We start from the raw sequence: 21,450 nt of genomic DNA on the forward strand, positions 1-21,450 counted from the left end.
TCAGCTGAAAAGACGGGCTTTATCAGCTGTTTTCTGCGATCGATTGCGGAGAGCTCATGTCTCCGAGCGCCACCACGATCTTGCGCGGACCGACGAACGGACGACGAGCGTGGGCGACGAGCATGTTATCGATGACCAGCACATCACCCTCCTGCCACGGGAATGCGAGCGATTCCCGGTCCATCAGTGCCCGGATTTCATCGACCACTGCGTCCTCTATCACCGATCCGTCACCCCAGTAGACGTTGCGCGGCATACCCGCTTCGCCGTAGAGCTCGACCAGTGACTGGCGGGTATCGGAGTCGAGGCAGGAGACATGGTGCAGTGCCAGCTGATTGAAGAAGACCATCTCCCCGGTCCTCGGGTGCGGCAGAACCCCGTCGGCCACCCGCCAGGTCTTCAGGGTGCCGTCGGGGCTCCACTCGAATCCCATTCCGGCCTCGGCACACTTGCGTTCCACCTCGGCCGGGTCGTCTGTGCCGTAGAAACGGGACCAGCTCACGTCAACCGATTCAATGAAGTTCCGGACGTAGCGCAGCTTCCTCTTCTCAAACTGCTCGACCAGCTCCGGGCGAAGGTTGGCGTACACCTTGCGGCAGTCGACAATCGGCGTCTCGCCTCCCTCCTGCGGTGCCACGATGCACGAGAAGAACTGCCGCATGGGCCAGGTGTGCAGGTGCGAGCTCTCGTTGTGGAAGAGGATCGACTGGTCCTCCGGATACGGTGTCGACTTGTAGATCTGGTCGGACTCCCCCTCGCGGGGCAAGTCTCCGTACTCTCGGAAGAGTGTCGGGCAGATCGCGCCCGCGGCCTCCTCGAACTTGGCCACCGAGCTGGAGTGGAAGCCCCGCAGCAGCAGCGCCCCGTGACGGTGGAGATGCGACTCCACGAGGTCCCGGTTCGCCCTGAGCCAGCCGGGCAGGTCAACGCCTTCGCCCGTCGGCTCCAGGACGAGCGGCGTCTCCGGCAGGCCGGGCAGGAAGCCCGTCTTCACCGGATTGATCTCCGTGATCTCCACCGATCGCCGCTTCGCGGTGCGCAGCGACTGGAGCCTCGTAGTCTTGGAATTCTCCACGGTCATGTTCCTCAACCTCACCTCGTCGTCCGTCTCCATTCGCAGCGATCCGATGCGCTCCTCCGGCGTTTCCGCCGCACTCGCCAGAAGCTGGACGAGATGCGCCGACATACGCTCGACGGTGGAGGCGTCGAACAGTTCCGCGTTGTAGATGAACGTTCCTACGATTCCCTGTTCCTGTTCCTCCATGAACAGCGTCAGGTCGAATTTCGTGTGCAACGCGTCAACTTCGATCGTGTGCGCCGCAATTCCGGGCAGCTCCAACGTGACGTTCAGTTTCTGGAGCAGGAAGAGGACCTGGAACAGCGGCGTGTGGCCCGGATTCCGCCCCTGTCGCATTTCGTCGACGAGCGTCAAAAACGGCAGGTCCTGATGCGCGTAGGCATCGACGGACGTGGCCCGCACCCGTTCCAGAAGCTCCGTGAAGGTCGGATTCCCCGCCAGGTCCGTACGCAACACAAGGTTGTTCACGAACATGCCGATCATCTGTTCGAAGACGGCGCGTGTGCGGTTCGCGTTCGTCGTTCCCACGGCGATGTCGGTCGTGCCGGCATGACGTGAAAGGAGCACGTTGAACGAGGCGAGCAACACCATGAACAACGTCGCACCCTCGTTCCGGCCGAGTGCATCGAGCCGCGCCGACAGCTCCGGGGGGACGACAAAGCGGTGTACGGCATTACGGATGTTCTGCCGATCGGGCCGCGGCCGGTCCGTCGGCAGTTCGAGCAGCGGAGGCAGCCCCGCGAGCTTGCGCCTCCAGTACTGGAGCTGCTCGTCGAAGACCTCGCCGTCGAGCCAGCGCCGCTGCCACTGTGCGAAGTCCGCGTACTGGTGGTCCAGCGGCGGCAGCGGGGACCCCTCGCCCCGCGCGAACGACGAATACAGCGTGACCAGCTCATGGACCAGTACGCCGAGCGACCACCCGTCGGACACGATGTGGTGAATGTTGACGAGGAGCACGTGGTCCTCGTCTTCGATCCGCAGCAGCGCCACCCTGATGAGCGGACCGGTCTCCAGGTCGAACACACTGCGCGCATGCTCCTGGGCCAGGTCGTGAATCTCGTCTTCGCGCACCTTGCGGACCGGCAGCTCCACGGTGAAGTCCTCGTGGACCCGCTGCACGGGAGTGCCGTCCACCGAGTGGACGGTGGTGCGCAGCACCTCGTGCCGGCTGATCACCTCGTGGAGGCTCCGCCGCAGGCAGTCGATCTCCAACGCACCGACCAGTCGCACCGCGCCTGGAATGTTGTACGTCGCGCTGGGCCCGTTGAACTGCTCGGCGAGCCAGAGCGACTGCTGGCCGAAGGAGAGCGGCAGCACGTCATCCCGCGACACGCGCAGCAGCGGGACGTCTGCGTGCGGGCCTCCCCGCTTCGCCTCGCGCACCTTCTCCGCGAGCCCGGCGGCCGTCGGCGCGTCGAACAAGGCCTTGACCGCGAGATCCACGGAGAACCTGCGGCGGACACGAGCGATCACCTGTGAGGCGAGGAGCGAGTCACCCCCGAGGCGGTGGAAGTCGTCGTGTGGACCGACGGCTTCCGTTCCGAAAAGCTGCCTGAAGACGGCGAGGAGCTCGGCCTCGACGTCCTCACCAGCCGGTGCTCCCCCCGCCCGGTGGGAACGGCGCAGCGCTCGGCGCTGTTCTGCGCGGGCGGCCGACGTTGCAGCGGGGTGCTCATGGGCCACCACGACGACTCCGGTCCGGCCGAGGGCGCGTTCGACCGAGGACACGTCACCGTTGCCCGTCCAGTGGATCGAGGCATTCCCGGTCCGCTCGGCCTGCGGGCCGGCGAGAGCGTCGAGGAAGCCGCCGACGGCTGCGGATGCCGGCGCGCCCTTCCCTCCGTCGTCCGACGCCTCCGGGGAGATGAACGCGACGTGTCCCACCCCGGCGTAGGCAGCGGCGCCGTCGATGGCGAGTGCAGCCTGAGCCTGGGCGGACACTTCGGCCTTCAGCCCTGCCGGTGTCCACTCGGACGGGGCGCCCCCGGCCGTCGGCTCCACAGTGTGGACGATGCCGTCCACACTGCCGAATCGTGCCCTGGCGAGGGCGATGACCTCGGCGAACTGCTCGGGGGAAGTCAGGTCCGCGGAGGTCACGAGAACCTCTGCCCCATGCCCTTCGAGCTCACGGACCCTGCCGATCAACGTCCGGCGGGCGTCGAGGATCTCCTCGGACCTGCGCGCCTGATACGCGGTGAACTCCGGAGTCGTGATGACCTCCGGCTGCTGCGCGAGCACGAGACCGTAGTCCGTCGAGGCTCGTGCGGCTGCCTTCAGGGGGAACGACACGACGTCCACGAACGGCTGCTGACCCAGAACCCGGTCCCAGGTGTCGAGCGAGATCAGCGGTGAACGCGTCCTGACCTCCTCGTCCTCGAAGAACCACCATCCTTCGGCGAGGCCCCACATCATCTCGACCCAACGCAGCGACACGACGGCCTCGACGAGGCACAGCACGCCGCTCGGGGCGAGCAGCCTGCGCAGGTTCCGCGTCGTCGCGTCGATCCGCGGTGTCGCGTGGACCACGTCGAATCCGATGATGACGTCGAAGGAGTACGGGTCGAGGCCTTGGGCCTCGGGGTCCTTGGAGATGTCGAAGACCTGGCAGTGCATCTCGGCGAACCCGTAGTCGGCGGCCGTCTGCCGGGCCCGCCGGACGAAGGAGCTGCCGAGATCGGTGAACGTGTACCGCACGTCCCGGCCCCGCAGCAGTGGGGCGACGAGGCGGGTCAACTGGCCGTTGCCGCCGCCGACTTCCAGGATCCGGAGCGGACGGCCCCCCGTGCCGTCGGCCAGTCGGGCCAACAGCCGGCCCAGGAGGGACGCGTAGACACCGTAGTTGCTCCCGTCCAGCAACCCGCGGAAGGCGGTCTCCAGCCTCTTCGGGTCGCCGTCGGGGAAGAGCACACCGACGGCGTCTATGTCCCCGCTCAGAGCCGCCGGGTAGTGGCGCACGCAGTGTTCGAGGAACGTGATGGTGTCCTCGAAGCCGGGCAGTTGCTCCAGAGCGGAACGCGTGTCCAAGAAGTCCGCGGCGCCGCGGCCGCGGAGGACCTCTACGTGTTCCCCGTCACTGCGGATGATCCCGTCCTCGCGGAGGACCTCCAGGAAGAAGTCGAGGAACTTGTCGAACTTGGGCAGGATCCGCATCCGGTCGGCGATCTCCGCACGCCGCTGGACGACTCCCGGAGTCAGGTCGACACCTGCAGCGACCAGCGCGTCGTACACGTACCCGCCGCAGAGCCGGTTCAACGTCCGCTCGACGAGGCCCCGGTCCGGTCCCGAGTCCGCCGCGTCCGTCAACTCCTGCTCGATCCGGCCGAGCCACGCGGCCTCGTCACGTACGGGGCCATCGACGGCGCCGCCCAGTCCGGCAGTGGCCTCGGCCAGGGCACGCCCCGGTCCGGTGGAACCGTCGAGCCAGTATGGCCACTCGTCACGGTCGGGTACTGGCCGTCGGCCTACGAGGGTAAGCCGCGACCGGTGCGTTTGCGCGAAGTGACGGGCCAGCCGCGCCGACGCACCGGAAAAGCCGTCGGTCACGATGAGGCTCGCCGCCTCCCGGACGGGGCCAAGCGACGCCTCGGGCAGAGGGCCGTACGTCTCCGTGAAGCGCGCGCCCTCGCGATGGGCGACCACCGCATCGCCCAGCCCTGCCGCGACCTCCATGACGACGCCCGCGGCGGCCGCCGGCAAGTTCGCCCCGATGTCCAGGCAGGCGACGGCGAGTTCCGGGTGGTCGTCCGCAGCGGCCCGGCAGAAGCCGCTCAGCGTGCTCTTGGCGACCGAAGGAACGTCGCCAGGCACCACCGCGTGCAAGCGATCCGACACCACAGCGAGCCGTACGGGGGCGTCGGTCATGCGCCCGGCAAGGGCGTGGACCCATGCCGCCGCCCTGCCCAGACCGTCCCGCTGAACCGCGTCGAAGTCCTCGGCCTCCCCAGTCGCGCAGGTGAGCACCACGGAACCGGGCAGCCGGTCCTGCTCCTCCAGTGCGTCGAGCAGACGGTCGATGTCCTCGGGGCGCGAGGGATCGATCACATAGCCCTCTTCGGATGCGGAGAAGGCAGCACCACTACGGACCGGAACCACGGATTGGTTCGCTTCGACGAGCCGCCGTGTCAGGGCACGCCCGAAATCGTGCTCGTCCACCGCCAGCAGCCACGTGCCCCGCTCCCGGAGTGCGGCGTCCGCGACGGCGCCGTCCAGCGCTGCCGCTCGCCACCCGGGTGCGAAGTGGACCGGCGCCTCCGGGCCCCGACCCGTGACGGGCGGAACGTCACCGGTGTGCGCGACGAGCAGGGACCTGCTCGGATCCGCATCGATCCAGTGGCGCTGTCGCTCGAACGGATAGCCGGGCAGCGGAAGGCGGTGGCGCCGCTGACCCTCCCAGAACGCGTCCCACTCGACGGGGACACCTGCGCAGTACAGGGAGCCAAGGGCCGAGAGCAGAACCTCTCCGTCGGTCCTCGCGTCGCTTCCACCGCGCCCGGAGGTCACGATCCGCAGCGGGTCGACCCCCGTACGGCGCACCATCGGAGCCAGTGTCCGCCCCGGACCCACCTCCAGGAACACGTGCTGGGGGTCCTCGGCGATGGTACGCACGGCATCGGCGAACCGCACGGTGCCACGCATCTGACGCGCCCAGTAGGCGGGATCGCAGATCTCCTCCGGATCGAGGACACGACCTGTCAGACACGACACGACGGGAATGCTCGGCCGGCGGCGTTCGATCTTCGCGACACGGGCCTCGAAGGCCTGGGCCAGGTCGTCGAGCATCGACGAGTGGAACGCGTGCGAGGTGCGCAGACGCCGGAATTCCACGCCCTGCGCCGACAACCGGTGTTCCAGTGCCTCGATCGCCTGGTGAGGGCCGGAGGCCACACACTGCTGCGGGTCGTTGACCGCCGCGAGCGAGCAGTCACCCAGCAGGGGGGCGAGCGAATGCTCGTCGAGGGAGACGGCGAGCATCGCTCCGGGCGGCAGATCGTTCATCGCCCGGGCCCGGTCGACGACCAGGTCCAGCGCGTCCTCCACCCGGAACACCCCGGCCAGCGTCGCGGCGACGTACTCACCGAGGCTGTGCCCGAGCATGACGGACGGTTCCACGCCCCATGCCTGCCACACCCGGGCCATGGCGAGGGAGACGGTGAAGAGCGCCGGCTGGGTGAGCCAGGTCTCGTCGAGCCGCGCACGCTCGCGTTCCTCAGTCGCGAGGGACGGATGGATCACGTCGCGCAGGTCGACGCCGAGCCGCCCCGCGACGTGCTCGGCGCAGCGGTCGACCTCATGGCGGAAGGCGTCCTCACCCTCGTACAGGCCCGCGAGCATGCGCAGCTGCTGCGCGCCCTGCCCCGGGAAGACGAATGCGACCCGCGGCCGGTCCGTCTTCAGCTCCCCGGAGAGCAGGGCGTCGGGCCGGGCCCCTTCGAGCGCGGCGATCGCCTGTGCCGGGTTGCCGCAGACGAACGCCCGGCGATGCCCATAGGCGCGGCGTCCACTGCTCAGGGTGTACGCGAGGTCCGGCAGTGCCGCCTCGCCGGCCTCCTGGAACACCTTCACGAGATCGTGGGCAGCACGTTCCAGCGCTTCGGGAGAGCGGGCGGAGAAAACGATCAGCTGCTCACTGCGCGACTCCCCCGATGCATCCCGTACGGGTGCCTCCTCCAGCACCACGTGAGCATTGGTTCCGCCGATCCCAAACGAACTCACGCCGGCGCGGCGGGGGGTGCCGGAAGCCGGCCAGGGGCGGCGCCGTGTGTTCACGTAGAAGGGACTGCCGTCGAAGTCGATCGCGGGATTCGGGCGCTCGAAATGCAGCGTGGGCGGAAGTTCCGCGTGGCGCAGCGTCTGGACGGCCTTGATCAGACCGCTCACACCCGCGGCCACGTCGAGGTGACCGACGTTGGTCTTGACCGAGCCGATCGCACAGTACTGCTGCTGATCGGTCTTCTCGCGGTACGCCCTGGTCAGGCCGGCGATCTCGATGGGATCGCCGATGACCGTACCCGTCCCGTGAGCCTCTACGTACCCGACTGTCTCGGCGGGGACCTCGGCGAAGGCGAGTGCGTCGGCGATGACGGCAGCCTGACCGGTGGCACTCGGGGCGGTGAATCCCGCCTTGGAAGCTCCGTCGTTGTTCACGGACGAGCCCCGGATGACGGCCCATATGTGGTCACCGTCGGCGCGCGCGTCCTCGAGACGCTTGAGCAGGACGAGGCCCACCCCGCTGCCGAAGACCGTCCCCCCGGCACGCGCGTCGAACGCACGGCAGTGGCCGTCGGGCGAGGCGATCCCGCCCTCGTGGTAGGTGTAGCCGACACCGTCGGGCAGGACCGCACTGGCACCACCGGCGATCGTGAGATCGCAGTCATAGGCCAGCAGGGCCCTGCACGCCTGGTGGACGGCTACGAGAGAGGTCGAACATGCGGTGTCTACACCGATGCTGGGGCCCGTCAGATTGAACTTGTGCGAGATCCGCGTCGGGGCGAAACCCTTGTCGGTGGCGAAGAAGATCCTCTGCATGCCGACCTGTTGGACGATCTCAGGCCGGGTGAGGACATTGTTGACGAGGTACGAAGGGAAACCAACGCCGACGTATACACCGGTGAGCTGTTTCAGGGTGTCCGGGTCGTAGCCCGCGTTGTCGAACAACGCCTGTGTGCACTCCAGCAGCAGCCTGTGCTGGGGGTCGAGGATCGACGCTTCCATCGGTGTGAGACCGAAGAACTCTGCGTCGAAACGGTCCATCTCCTCAAGGATGCTGGCCGCCGGCACATAGTGGGGATCGAGGAGCTGCTCCGACCCGACGCCTGCCGCCCGGAGGTCGTCCGGCGACAGCCTGGAGATCGATTCGACCCCTTCGGCGATGTTGCGCCAGAACTCCTCCGTATCGCCCGCTCCGGGGAAGCGGCCGGCCATCCCGATGATCGCGACGTGTTGACTCTCGTCGCCCAAGTGTTGCTCGCTCACGAACCCTGCCTCCTGCGCTGCCGTTGACGAACGGCAGCCTTCTGCTTGCTTGCCCGCCTCTCGGCACCTGCGGCCAGTGTCGGGACACCGGTCTCTCCACCGGCGCTGATGTGTGCCGCGAGCCCGGCGATCGTCGGGAAGGTGAAGAGGTCGACCAGTTCGACCCGGCCGAGTGCCGCAGCGGTGATACGCGCGTGCACCTTCGCGGCAAGCAGTGAATGGCCACCGACTTCGAAGAAGTTCTCGTGGATGCCAACGCCCTCGCGTTCGAGCAGTTCCTGCCAAATCTCCTGGAGGAACTGCTCGACCTGATTCCGTGGCGCCAGGTACGTGGCCGTTCCGCCGCTCTTGGCCTCCTGCGCCAGCCTGACGAGCGCACCGCGATCGACCTTGCCGTTCAGCGTCAGCGGCAGCCGGTCCTTCACAACGATCCGCGACGGCACCATGTACTCGGGCAGCTTGTTCCGGGCATGAGCGCGCACACCCGACTCGTCGAAGGCCGCCGTACCACGCGCTACGACGAACGCGACGAGGCTCATGTCTCCATCGCGGTCCGGTCGGGCCACCACGGTGCAGCTCGCGACGGCGGGGTGCGAACCGAGCACGGCTTCGATCTCGCCGAACTCGATGCGGAACCCGCGTACCTTCACCTGGTGATCGGCACGGCCCAGGAACTCGAAGCGGCCACCGCCCAGGGGCCGGACGATGTCCCCCGTCCCGTACATCCTGGCACCCGGCAGCTTGCTGAACGGGTCCGGAAGGAATTTCTCGGCGGTCAGGGCGGGTTTGTTCCAATATCCTCGGCCCACTCCGGCCCCCCCGATGAACAGCTCTCCCTGCACGCCGATCGGCACAGGCCTGAGCTGCGCGTCGAGAACGTAGAGCGAGGTGTTCACGAGGGGACCGCCGACCGTTACGCGGCCGTCACTGTCCGCCTCGAGCCGTTGCACCGCCGACCAGACGCAGGTCTCCGTCGGGCCGTACATGTTGAACACACCGGCCAATCCGGCGTCTCGCAGTTGCACGACGAGATCCGGCGGTGACGCGTCCCCTCCGACGAGGAGGGTGCTCAGCGTGCTTCCGGCCGAAGAATCGTTTCCTTGATCGAGGAGCAGAAGGCGCGCGAACGCGGGTGTGCACTGCATGTGCGTGACGCCGTGCCGCGCGACGGCTTCAGAGGGGGTACGGGACGGCCTGGCTGCCGGCTCCGCCAGTGCGCGCTTGACCGTTGCGATGTGGCCGAGTGCCTCGAGCGCCACATGGTCGGGGACACCGAAGTCGATGAGGCAGGCAATCTCGTCCACCCCGGTCGCGGCCAGGTCCCGGACGAAACCGGCGCAGGACTCGGGCGTCCCGAACAGCGCGCTGCTGGTGAAATAGCGCTCGAAAGCGTGCTCGACGATCACTTCGCGATGCCGCACGGGATCGAGGCCGAGCCCCTTCGCGATCCCCTGCATCAGATCGATCGAACTGCGGAGGTAGTTCTTGAAGGGCTCGCTGACCGCCTCGCGGACCACTTCCATGTCAGGGTGAATGAAGGTGTGCAGCATCAGCGTCACAACACCCTCGTCATGCCCGGCTGCGGCTCGCGCCGCACGGTAGACACCGATCTTGCGTGCGAGCTCCTGCACGTTCTGCCCCAGCAGATGCGTCAGGAGGTTCGCACCGGTCTCACCAGCCCTACGGAAGGTCTCGTCGCTGCCGGCCGCCGTAGCCCACACCGGGAGTTCGGGTTGCACAGGCCGAGGGAGCGTACGCACCTCGATGTCCGCACCGACACCGTTCCGGCGGGGGACGCCTTCCCCCCGCCAGAGTCTGCGGACCACGTCGATGTCGTCCCACATCGCCTCCTTGCGCGAGGCGAACCGTTCAGGCGCGAGAACGAAGTCGTTGGGCTGCCAGCCCGAGGCGAACGACAAGCCGACACGCCCGTCGGACAGGTTGTCGACCGCTGCCCATTCCTCCGCCACGCGTAGCGGGTCCTGCAGGGGGAGAACGACGCTTCCAGCACGTATCCCGACCTTCTCGGTCACGGCGGCTACGGCGCCCGCGAGGACTGCGGGGTTCGGGTATGCGCCGCCGAAGGTGTGGAAGTGCCGTTCGGGAACCCATACGGCGCGGAAATCATGGGCATCCGCGAAGCGGGCTCCGTCGAGAAGCAGCCGGTACAGGTCCTTCCCCTTGTGTTCGCCGGAGTCGGCGGCGAAGTAGAACAGGCTGAAGTCCACGGGGCGCTGCTGTGCCTCCACGGCCTGCGGAGCAGACGCCTCTCCCTGGGAGGTCCACAGCCCGGGCTCCAGGATGACCTTGTATCCCCGGCAGAGTGTCCAGAGGAGTTCAAGCACGGATATGTCGAAGCAGACGCTCGTCACTGCGAGCCACACGGGTTGCTCGTCCCCGGACCGGGCTTCGTCCCCCAGCGCCCGGTCGAGACCGGCGAACAGGTTGACGACGTTCCGGCGGGTTACCATCACGCCCTTGGGACGCCCGGTGGAACCCGAGGTGTAGATGACGTAGGCGAGTGCCTCGGCCGTGTTCCCGTGCAAGAGGTCGGGTTCGAGACGCTCAGCCTCGCTCTCAAGAGCGTGCAGGGACAGGACGTCGCCGGCGTAGGAGCCCAGGGCGCGGCGCCCCGGCTCGTCCGCCACGCACAGCGCCACGGCAGCATCCTGAGCCATGTAGGCGATCCGGTCCTGCGGGTACGCGGGATCCAGCGGAACGTGGGCACCGCCGGCCCGCGCGACCGCGAGCAAGGCCACCACGAGGGCAGCCGACCGTTCGATGCACAGACCGACGCGAACTTCGTCCCGTACACCACGCGCGCGGAGTGCTGCGGCGAACCGGCCAACCCTCGCGGCGAGTTCTTCGTACGTCAGCGCCTCGTCGTCACAGACCAGCGCCGTTGCCCGTGGAGTCCGCAGCACCTGCGCGTCGAACTGTTCGAGCCATGTGCGCCGGCCAATGTCGATCTGGGGGCCGCTCGCCTCGTGGAGCAGGGCGCTCTGATCGGCCGGGGACATGGAAGGCAGCGACGAAACGCGCGCGTTCGGACGCGCCGCGATCTCGCCGAGAAGTGCGAGGTACCCGTGCGCGAGGCGTTCTACCGTCGATGCCCCGAACAGGTCGACGTTGTACGTCCATGAACAGACGAACCGCCCACCTGTCTGGTGTACCGACAGCACGATGTCGAACGGCGCACCGCGCTGGCCCGAGGAGGACAGCACCTCTAGCGGCACCGCCTGCCCGGTGGGACGCGTCTGCTGCCAGACGTACATCACCTGGAAGAACGGCGAGCGGCTCGGGTCGCGCAGAGGGCTGAGCCGCTCGACGAGAAGCGGGAAGGGATAGGGGTGGTCGAGGGCCTGCAGGAGTGTCGAGCGCGTCCTGCCGAGGATCTCGGTGAATGTCGGGTCACCCCGCAGATCACCGCGTACGACGACGGGATCGGCGAAGAATCCCACGGTGTCCTGCGTCTGGGGTGCGCGCCGCCCCGCGGCGGGTGTACCCACCACCACGTCGTCCGAGGCACTGTACTTCTGCAGCAGCACCTGGAATGCCGACAGGAAGAGCATGTTCGGCGTCGCGTCGCACTCGCTTACGATCCGGGTGAGCCTTTGCGACAGCGCGGGGTCCACCTCGACGGAGAGACGGGCGCCACGCATGGTCTGGGAAGGCGGCCGCGGACGGTCGAACGGCAGGTTCATCACCGGCAGGCTGCCGCCGAGTTGCTCCCGCCAGTACGCGAGATTGCGTTCCGCTTCGGGCCCGGCGAGCCAGGCGCCCTCGCTCCGCACGTGCTCCACGAACTGCGTCGCGGCGGACCGCGTTCGAGCCTCGCTCCCCGCTGTCCGGACTTGATAGGCGGTCAGCCACTCGTCGACGATCAAGTCGATCGACCAGAGATCCGCAGCGATGTGATGAACGACGAGCACCAGCACGGGCTGCTCGTCGTCCGGACCGGTGCGCACCAGCATCGCCCGGACCGGCAGATCGTGTTCGAGGTCGAAAGGGGAGTCCATGAAGGTCTCCACGACGCTCCCGACCATGTCTTCCGTCGCGGTCTCTTCGGTCAGGATCCGGGGCGGAACCTCACGCGCCGACTGGGTCGGGCCACCCTCCCCCCACGCGTACGTCGTGCGCAGGATCGCGTGCCGCCCCACCACCTCGCGCAGGGCGGCGTCCAGTTCCCCCGCGTCCATGGCGCTCACGGCACCCGCCGCGAAGGCCAGGTTGTAGGCCGCGCTGTCCGGCGTCACGCGCTGGTGGAGAAGAAGGCTCTGCTGGCCGGCGGTGAGCGGGTTCGAGGCGGACGGGTCGCTCCCACGCTCCAGGTGGGCATGCAGCTCGTCCCTACAGCCCCGCACCAGGTCAAGGACCTCGGGCGTCAGTGCGTCGCGTGAGCCCCGGCATTGCAGCCTCCCGTTCTCCAGGAACACCCGCACACCCCGCGCGGCAAGCGAACCGAGCAGCTCGGAGGTGTTGCCAGGCTCCTTCATGTCCTTCCCCCTCCCGACCATCACCCGAGATCAACCTGAATTTCGTCGTCCGCGTCTTGCCTCGCGGAGCGGCTGCGGATGAGCTCCGCGCATTCCTCGACCGTGTGCAGATGAGCGACGTCGGACAAAGTCAGCTCATACCCGCAGCTGTCCCTCAGGTCGGCGAGGACGCGGACCGCCCTGAGGGAATCTCCCCCGAGCTCGAAGAACCGGTCGTGGATCCCCACCTTCTCCACACCGAGGGCTCGCCCCCAGGAATCAGCGACGGCTCGCTCCTCCGCATCGCGTGGTGCGGAGTACGGCCTGCGGGAACGCGTTTCGCGCGTGTACTCGCCCGCGAGATAGGCAGTCCTCACGGCAGATCGCTGGAGCTTTCCGCTCGACGTGCGGCGGATTCCTCCACGCGGCACGAAGACGATTTCGTATACGGCCACCTCATGCTGTTCGCCGATACGATCGCGGATCGTCCCGGCGGTCTCATGGCGGTCCCCATCCGACATCCTCGGGGCTGCCTCCACTGCCAGTACGAGCTGCTCCTCGCCACCTTCGTCGACGGAGAAGGCAACACACCGGCCGCTCCGCCCGGAGGCCGGGTACGCCTCCTCGGCCGTCATCTCCAGGTCATGCGGGTAGTGGTTGCGCCCGCGGAGAATGATGAGGTCCTTCAGACGGCCGGTCACGAACAGTTCCCCAGCCCGTATGAAGCCGAAGTCGCCGGTGCGTAGATAGGGCCCTTCGCCGGTAGGCGCGATGGTGGCCCGGAACGTCGACTCGCTCTCCTCACCGCGATTCCAGTATCCCCGCGCGGCGCTTCCTCCGCTGACCCATATCTCGCCCACCACGCCGTCCGGGCAAGGTATGCACGTCTCCGGGTCGACGATGTCTACACGCTGTTCAGGGTCGGCACTGGATCCGCAGCCCACGACGGTGCGCAGCTTCCCTCCCGAAACCGCGTCGACCGCTCGATTCTTTTCAAGCTCCGCCGCATCCAGTGACACCACTGAGGATCCACCGGAATTCGCAGTGACCACGAGCGTGTTCTCGGCGAGGCCGAACGAAGGATAGAAGGCGTCCCGCCGGAATCCGGCGGGCGCGAATGCCCGGGCGAACCTGTCGAGCGTATCCGCGCGCACCGGCTCTGCCCCTGAGATGGCGACACGCCAGTTCGAAAGGTCGAGCCCCGCGACTTCCTCCGGCGCCGACATCGCCGCCCGTGCACACATCTCATAGGCGAAGTCGGGCGCGGCACTCACGTACGCACCGTAGTGAGACATGGCCCGCACCCAGCGCAAGGGGTCGCGCAGAAAAGCGAGCGGCGTGAAGAGTTGGGAGCGACCCCCGCAGAACAGTGCCATGAGGATTCCGCCGATGAGCCCCATGTCGTGATACGGCGGCAGCCAGAACACCCCGTTCATTCTGCCCTCAATGCCGTATACGTCACGTCCGGCCTGCAGATTCCGCAAGAGGTTCCGGTGCGAGAGCATGACCCCCTTCGGGCGGCCCGTCGAGCCGGACGTGTACTGCAACACGGCGAGGTCGTCAGGCGACGTGCGCGGCGGGACCCAGGAATTCGCGAGGTCTGCGTCCACCGTGGAGGTCACGATCCACTCGATCCCGGATTGCCCGCCCCACGGAGCTCCTCCCGTGGCCGCCAACGTCTCGGGGTCGACCAGCACACAACTCGGCCGGGCATCTTCCGCAATGGCGCGTATGCGTTGCCAGCCGCGGTTCAGACGGGTGTTCTCCGGTGGATACGCAGGAACGGCCACCATGCCGGCGAGCATGCTCGCGTATACACCGACGATGTAATCGATGCCCGGCTGGTTGAGCACGAGAACACGGTCACCGGGCTGGGCAATTCCTTGAATGCGAGCAGCAAGAGCCCGGGCACGCCGGAAGAGCTCCTCATTCGTCAGCGGCCGCTCGTGAGGCGCACCTCCGCCCGAGAACCGGTCAAGGTATGCGTATGTGACGCCCGCGGGCTCTTCTTCCGAGCGCCGCTGCAGCAGTGAATTAAGATCGCTTTCCGCTATCACGGTAGTCTGGACGGCCCTTCTCGATGAAAAGCGGAAATGTGTCGCCGCATTCGAAAGCGGCATATCGGCTCGCGAGCAGTGAGTTCAGGGAGGCCGCCGATATGATGATGGTTACTACCCGGCGCATCAGACATGCACCAAAGTACCGGCCCGTCCGGAATCCAGGACACGGGCGCCATGCACCTGAAACGTCAAACCGTTGACCTTCGTCTCCATTGCCCGGCTTCGCGCCAGGAAATGCGATCCGCAAGATCTCGCGTACCGGCGCCGATCGAATCAGCCGGCGTCCACCGGATCCGTTTGCCCGCGCAGGCTGAGCGGGCGCATATCGGTCCACACCTCGTCGATATGACCCAGACAGTCGCTCTTCAGGCCGGAAAAGCCTGCTGCACGCCACCCGTTCGGAATGGATCGGCCCGTGAACCAGAGGGAGTACTGACCTTCATGGTTCACGACGACTTGATACGTCTTCCCGTCTTCGCTGACGCGATCGTCCTGCACTCTCGTCAACCCCCGTCCCCGTGAGTACACATTCCCTAGCCTGTCGAGTGCGGAACCTTACCGTCTATTGAGTGATCGTCAAATCCCGCTCGACCAGGCTGACATGTCCGCCGCAGTGTCGTCAAGATCGAACTCTGCGTGGCGGATCCGGCATGTTCGGTGAAGCCTGACGATGACCCGCCTGCCGCGATCGGGGGAAGTGAGACGCGCCTTGAGCCTCGCCGATTCGATTGAGGCAGGGCCAGTTGGTTCTCTTCCCTGGGCTCCGCAAGGGATTTACGACAGCCGATCGTGCATCAGAGTGAGGCGGTGGGCTCCATGTCGACCGCCGGGACGCAGTCACCTCACACCTCCCTGCACCTGGTCGGCTATGCGGGGTCGAGCTCGAGCTCGACCCGGCGGCGGGTACTGCCGTTCGATACCGCTCCTGTGACTATAGTGCTTGTGTCTAGACAGTGATCGGGGAGCTGTCACGCCGCCTCAACGGGGGCTGACAGCAGGGGAAGGGGAGCCGTGACTACGCCGCCTCATGACGGCCGGGAGCCGGTACCGGCACTGACCGAAGACATGCTCATCCAGCAGGAGGGGACCAGTGGTGGCGGGTGGTTCCGCAATCCGTTCGCCAAGAAGCGTCCGGTCCGCCCCGCGCCGCCCGGCCCATGGATCGCTGCCACGAATTCGCCGCCCCGCGATGCGCCGACGGAGGAGGGCTCCGCCGAACGGCAGACGCAGGCGCGGCGCCCGCCCAGCGCCCAGTTGCCGGAGCCGGCCCCTGCGGAGACGGACCGCAGGGACGGCAAGAGGGAGCGCCGGTCGGCAGCGCCGAAGGGCAACAGCTGGTTCCACAACCCCTTCGCCAAGGCCAAGCCCAGCAGCGGAGTTGACCGCGGGCAGCTGTCCACGGCTCAGATGTGGGCTGGACCCCGGCGCGGAATCCTGGTGCGCCGAATACTCGGCGTCACGGGCGTCCTGCTCCTGTTGTTCCTCTTCACCAAGATGGGTGGCAAGGCATCCAAAGCCGAGGTTCAAGCCCTGGCGGACCAGCAGGCCTCCTCGGACAAGGGGGATTTCCCCAGGGGTGCGGCATTGATGTGGGCAGCTCCTCTGGTGAAGGCATTCGCGAGCTACGACCCTGCACAGGCTGATGCACGCTCGACGGCTCTGAAGCCGTACGCGATCAACGGCCTCGACGACCGGCTGGGCTGGAACGGCCAGGGGAAGCAGGTGGTCGTCGACATGGTGATGAGCACCGACGTCCAGGTCACGGAAGCCGACAGGGCTGTTGTGCGGGCGACCGTGCAGGTGCAGGACGGTTCCTGGCGCTGCCTCGCCGTGCCGCTGTTCGCCGTGCAGCGCAACGGCTCCTCGGCCTTCGGCCTCACCGCGGCGCCCGTGTACGTGCCGTGCTCCGGACTGACCACGCCCGCGAAAGACGTGACGGCGACGTCGAACGACGCCGCGCTCGCCCAGACCTTCAAATCGGACCTGTTGCCACCGTTCATGGCTGCCTGGATCCAGAGCGACAACGCCAATCTGGCTCGGTACCTGCTCCCCGGGGTGACGTCGTTCGGTCTCGGCGGCGCGTTCACGGGAAGCGGCGGGGGCGGCCGCCCGGTGATCGGCGAAGTGTACGTCCCTGCTGCCGCCAACGGGCAGGATGCCAACAGGCGCACCTTGACCTTCTCCGTGACACTGAAGAGCTCCGCGGACACCAAGGCGGAGCAGACGTCGACCTATCAGGTCGCCATCGCTCATAGCAACGGTCAGTGGTACTTCGCCTCCGACCCCACTCCCGTGCTGAGCGGCGGATCCGTCGGCGGTGACCAACTGCCCAACGTGCAGCCGACGAAGGGATCCGGAGGCCTGTTCTCGCAGGGCCCGACACCATCGCCCGGATCGACCGCAGGCGGCGCAACTACGTCTCCTGCGCCCTCCGGCAGCGGCACAGGTGTGCAACAGCCGCAGGCCAGCGGATCCGCCAAGCCGTAAGAGCGTCTATACATGACGCAAGACGGCCGCCCCCGCAGTAAACCGAGGCCGACCGCCCCCCTTGTGTATATACGATGACCTTGCGCGCTCGGCCACTCCGTCGCGCCAGCCAGAAGAGGACACAGCAACCATGGTGACTCAGACCCTCCAGGCCCTTCCGCCCGGCACACACATGATCCTCGCGGACGTAGGCAGCATCACGACGAAGACCAGCAGCATCGGCAGGGCGGTCCTGGCCGCGACCGTCGTCTTCGCGGTTGTGGCGGCCTTCTTCACCCAGGCCCAGCGCAAGTGGATGGTGGTCATCACCATCCTGCTGATCGGCAGCTTCACCTTCATGATCGTCGACAGCCCGCAGGCCTTGCTCAAGGAGGGCGGCAACTTCATAAAGACGAACCTCTGGGATCCGCTGCTCAGTTCCTGATCCGCTTCCACGGCTCGCGGCGGGAACCACCACAAGGGAGGAGGGGCGATGAGCGACGAAGCCGTCATCTTGCGCGACTACACCGAGGCGTTCAAGGTCAAGAAGGCACTCCGGAAGGTCGGCAAGGCGACCATCCCCATGAAGGAGGGGCTCTTCGTCGATGACATCAAAGTCTTCGCCGCCTCCCTGGTGGTATGGGTGATGACCTACAACATGGTCCTCGCCCCACCGATCAAGGTGATAACGCACGCCTTCGGGAAACAGGCACCAGTCGGCCTCCCCTATCTCTTCATCCTGCTCGTGCCCCCGGTCTTTGCGGTGGCTCTCTCCCGTCGGCCGGTGCGCCACAACCTGGGGATCTTCGGTCTCATCCGGGCGGCGATACGAGACCTGATGGACGACCCGATCCACCGCAAGGGCGTACCCGTTCGGAAAACGAGGGATGTCTCGGCATACCGCATCGTCCTGTGGCGAGCCCGCCCCGAGACACTGCCCGGGCTGGCTCCGAAAACGCCACTACCGAACGGCTACGGGGCGGTGCCCGTGCCGCCCTGGAGCGGCTTCGGGCCGGCGAGGGAGCGCGGGACGAGCGAGGGCACGGCAGGACCGGACGATCAGCCCATCATGGAAGGCGTGTCAGGGTGAACAACGTGGTCTCCCGCCTGGTGCCGGACGGCTACCAGGCACCGTCCCGTATTGGCTACCGCTACCTCGACGACGACATCCTGTTGGACGCCGAAGGTGCCTACACCATGGTCAGCGTACCGACCCGCAGCTGGGAGCTGACGAGCCCGCTCGACAAAAGGGCAGGCCTGGCGCAGGTATACGCCGCGCTGTCCGGCTTGCCCCGCGGCAGTGCTCACCAGACCCGGCTCATCACCACGGACTTCCCGTTCAACGCCGACCTCTGGGCCAAGCGGCTGGACGAGCGGACACAGAGCCAGGGCATTCCGTCCGCGGGCTGGGCTTCCGTCCTCGAGGACACCCGGGTGCGGATCAATGATGCCTCGTGGCCGATCAAGCGCGTGTACCTCGTGGTGCGCCTCGGGGACCGTGCCTCGTACAACGGCACGTGGGGTCGCATCCAGCGCATGTGGGACCAGGTCAAGAAGCCACTCGACCTCGACGACGAGATGCCGCCCCTCGAGGAGATCTCGGTGTGGCACGACGCCGCCCGCGATGTCCGTAACACCCTGGCAGGGTCGCCACTGCGCTGCCAGGCCGTGGGGCGCCAGGAGGCGGAAATGCTCCTGTTGCACCTCACACACCCCGGGCTGCCGGCACCAGACCCCTCGGCCACCCCGCCCAAACGCTACGGGCCGGGGGAACTTCAGGCCCTCTGCGGCGGCGAGATGACCAGGGAGCCGCTCGGACGCATCGGTAAGTACCAGTACAAGGTCCTGCGTCACGAGACCGTCACCGGCACCTCGTACCAGCTATGGTTCGCGCTGTCCCTCGGGCCCGAGGAGGTGACCTTCCCGAACACTCTGTGGCTGCACAGCACCGACGCCCTGCCGTTCCCGGTAGTCCAGTCCATAGGATTCGAGATCCAGGAACTGGCCGACACCCGCAAGGACGCAGACAAGGCCCTGCGTAATGTCGAGGAGCAGTTCTTCAACGACCAAGAGGCTGGTGTCTCCACCGACCTGACGTATCACCAGAAGCGCGAACTGGTGACCCAGATGAAGTACCTCGTCGACCACCACCGCACACCCTTCATCCGCATGCGCGCCTTGTTCGGGATCTCCGCCACGGACCGCGACGAACTGCGTGAGAACGCGCGCGATTTCGTCCGGTCCATGCGCGAAGCGGGCTACACCGTCGACGGTCCGCCGACCCATCAGAAGTTCTTCTTCTACGAATCGCTGCCCGGCGGCCGGCCGATGGACACCGACTACATCCGGCGCGTCCCCCTGGACTACCTGGCTGCGGGCATGCCACACATCTCCCCCTCCATCGGAGACGGCCAGGGGCTCTACCAGGGCTACACAATCGGGGCGGGCGGGCTGCCGGCCGAGCCTGTCTTCGTCGACCACATGCTGTACGCGACCCAGTCGCAGCTGGCCCCCACAGAGGGCGTGCCGGGCGACCCGGGTGGCGGCAAGACCGTCAGCCGCGGTCTCAAGCCGGTATGGGAAGACGCCCTACGTGGCATCACCCAGGTCGTGTGGGACCCGAAGGGCGATTACCTCGTCCTGAAGAAGTACGCGGAAGAGCTGGGCCTCAACCCCGACAAAATCATCTGTGTCAATGTCTACGACGCCGAGCCGGGCATGCTCGACCCCGCCGCGCAGGCTGAGACGCCCCAGGATGCCGCCCAGCTGATGCGCGAGACTCTCCTGCGCATGGTGCCCGACCTGCTGGCGGGCCAGAACGGCAGCGACTTCGGCGACGTGATCCGGCAGGCGGTGGGCGCGGCCGTCACCGAGGGCCGCGGGTCCACCTACCTCATGCGTGTCGTGGAGATCCTCGAAGCCTGGGAGAAGCTCCCGCCGGCACCTCACAACATCAACCAGGAACGCTGCCGACAGTTCTCCGGACCGCCAGGGCGACGGTTCCGCGAGGTGTCCCGAACGAAGCTGGGCCAGCTGGTCTTCGGCCGGGCACCTCGCCCCTTCAAGATTCCCGTCGGCTACACGGTCATTTTCTGCACTCTCGGCCTGCAGATGCCCGATCCGGGCAAGTCGCCCGAGATGATGTCCGAGCGCGAGCTCCTCTCAGACGTGATCGCCGGCTTGATGGCCGACAACACCTGGAACATCATGGCCACGCTCGACCCGGCGATCCCCAAGGCGATCACCTGGGACGAATGGCACACCAGCAAGGACAACCCGCGGGCCCGCACGCTGGTCGACCGGATCAAGCGCCTTGGCCGGTCCCGAAACACTTTCCTGCGGCTGATCTCGCAATCGGCAGGTGATTTCGACTCCAGCTTCGTCACCGGCGTCTGGGCCTTCGGCACGACGTCGAAGGACGAGGCGGCGAAGACCTGCGAGTTCCTCGGGGTCGAACCGAACCAGCAGAACATCGGCACCATCATGTCGTTGGGCGCCGGCCAGAAGGGTGTCTGCGTGTTCAAGGACCGCACAGGAAAGCTGGCCCGCGTCAGGGTCGAGTTCATCCATGACCACGTTCTGGAGATCTTCGACACCAACCCCGAGAAGGACCCGGGAAAGATGACCCGCATCATCGCCGAGATCTTCGGCGAAGAGGCGGCGGGGGCACGACGCGCGATCGAGGCGAAGGGCCACGACTCCGGCGCAGACGGGCCCGGTGCCAACGACGGCGGGGAGGACGATCCCGTTCCGATGGCTGCACTGTTCGGCTACGACGGCTTGACGTCGTAGGTGAGCCGGGCAACCTTGCCGCTGCCCGGCTCGTCGCCCTGGCTGCCCGCGGCCGTGCCCGTGAGCCACTCACCACTGCTGGTCTGCACCTTGAAGGTGAACCTATAGTCCTGACGCTCCCCGTCCGGTTGCCGCTCTGCCCGGACCACCATGAGGGTGGAGGCGATGGTCATGTTGTCCCGGGTGAGGGACTTGAAGAGGGCGTCCTTCTCAACCGCAGTGAGCTTGCCCGGGTAGATTTCGGTCATGCCCTCGTAGTCGCGCCTGTCCCAGCCCGGATCGCCGGTGGTACGGGGTGTGTAGCTGAAAGCGCGGTTCCAGTAAGTCGCGTCGTCCGACATCCAGGTCCGGTAGGTGCCGTCCTGCGGGGTGCGCAGGGCCTCCAGGAGACGTACGACGTGAAGGCGCCAAGGAGCGTTCTCGTACGGGACCGCCGACGGGGAGGGCGGAGCGGAGGCCGGGGCCGTTCCCTGAGAGCCCGGTTCAGCGCGGACACTGTCCTTCGTGCAGCCGGTGAGCAACAACGCGGCCGCCGCGAGGACGATCGCCGCAGCCTGTGATCGCGTAGTCATCCGCACCCTGTCTCCGTCCTCACCGATCAAGATCG

9 protein-coding genes are annotated in these 21,450 nt (G+C 67.0%); 4 read left to right on the plus strand and 5 right to left on the minus strand.

The genetic code is table 11. From position 1 onward, the window contains the following. Nucleotides 1-22 precede the first annotated feature (22 nt). From AC07B0_RS30255 to AC07B0_RS30270, 4 genes are all read right to left on the minus strand, one after another. Nucleotides 23-8,050, minus strand: a complete 8,028-nt coding sequence (locus AC07B0_RS30255) for a condensation domain-containing protein (RefSeq protein ID WP_478899336.1) — start codon at nt 8,048-8,050, stop codon at nt 23-25. Further along, nucleotides 8,047-12,546 carry a MupA/Atu3671 family FMN-dependent luciferase-like monooxygenase gene (locus AC07B0_RS30260; protein WP_478899337.1) on the minus strand — a complete coding sequence of 1,500 codons (4,500 nt, stop codon included), beginning with the start codon at nt 12,544-12,546 and terminating at the stop codon, nt 8,047-8,049. Before AC07B0_RS30260 ends, AC07B0_RS30255 begins: the two co-directional genes overlap by 4 nt. A 20-nt stretch (nt 12,547-12,566) precedes the next feature. Beyond that, the gene (locus AC07B0_RS30265; protein ID WP_469380916.1) at nt 12,567-14,582 is read right to left on the minus strand and encodes an AMP-binding protein; all 2,016 of its coding nucleotides are present in this window, start codon (nt 14,580-14,582) and stop codon (nt 12,567-12,569) included. A gap of 276 nt (nt 14,583-14,858) precedes the next feature. Continuing rightward, on the minus strand, nt 14,859-15,083 hold the full coding sequence (locus AC07B0_RS30270; RefSeq protein WP_469380918.1) for an MbtH family protein: 225 nt from the start codon (nt 15,081-15,083) through the stop codon (nt 14,859-14,861). Between the two features lie 513 nt (nt 15,084-15,596). Here AC07B0_RS30270 and AC07B0_RS30275 point away from each other — a divergent pair. The 4 genes from AC07B0_RS30275 to AC07B0_RS30290 all read left to right on the plus strand — a co-directional run bounded on the left by AC07B0_RS30275 (nt 15,597) and on the right by AC07B0_RS30290 (nt 20,843). Continuing rightward, nucleotides 15,597-17,072, plus strand: coding sequence for a conjugal transfer protein (locus AC07B0_RS30275; protein WP_478899339.1), 1,476 nt, complete (start codon nt 15,597-15,599; stop codon nt 17,070-17,072). A gap of 130 nt (nt 17,073-17,202) precedes the next feature. Next, nucleotides 17,203-17,496 carry a TcpD family membrane protein gene (locus AC07B0_RS30280; protein ID WP_469380922.1) on the plus strand — a complete coding sequence of 98 codons (294 nt, stop codon included), beginning with the start codon at nt 17,203-17,205 and terminating at the stop codon, nt 17,494-17,496. Nucleotides 17,497-17,544: 48 nt separating this feature from the next. Further along, nucleotides 17,545-18,141, plus strand: a complete 597-nt coding sequence (locus AC07B0_RS30285; protein WP_469380924.1) for a hypothetical protein — start codon at nt 17,545-17,547, stop codon at nt 18,139-18,141. Further along, a complete protein-coding gene (locus AC07B0_RS30290; RefSeq protein ID WP_469380926.1) occupies nt 18,138-20,843 on the plus strand; it encodes an ATP-binding protein in 2,706 nt (901 codons plus the stop codon). Before AC07B0_RS30285 ends, AC07B0_RS30290 begins: the two co-directional genes overlap by 4 nt. On the opposite strand, the gene AC07B0_RS30295 is transcribed toward AC07B0_RS30290, so the two are convergent. Further along, nucleotides 20,822-21,415, minus strand: a complete 594-nt coding sequence (locus AC07B0_RS30295) for a hypothetical protein (RefSeq protein ID WP_469380928.1) — start codon at nt 21,413-21,415, stop codon at nt 20,822-20,824. The genes AC07B0_RS30290 and AC07B0_RS30295 overlap by 22 nt on opposite strands. Nucleotides 21,416-21,450: the final 35 nt, after the last annotated feature.

The sequence above is a fragment of the Streptomyces sp. NPDC044704 genome (genome assembly GCF_056433525.1).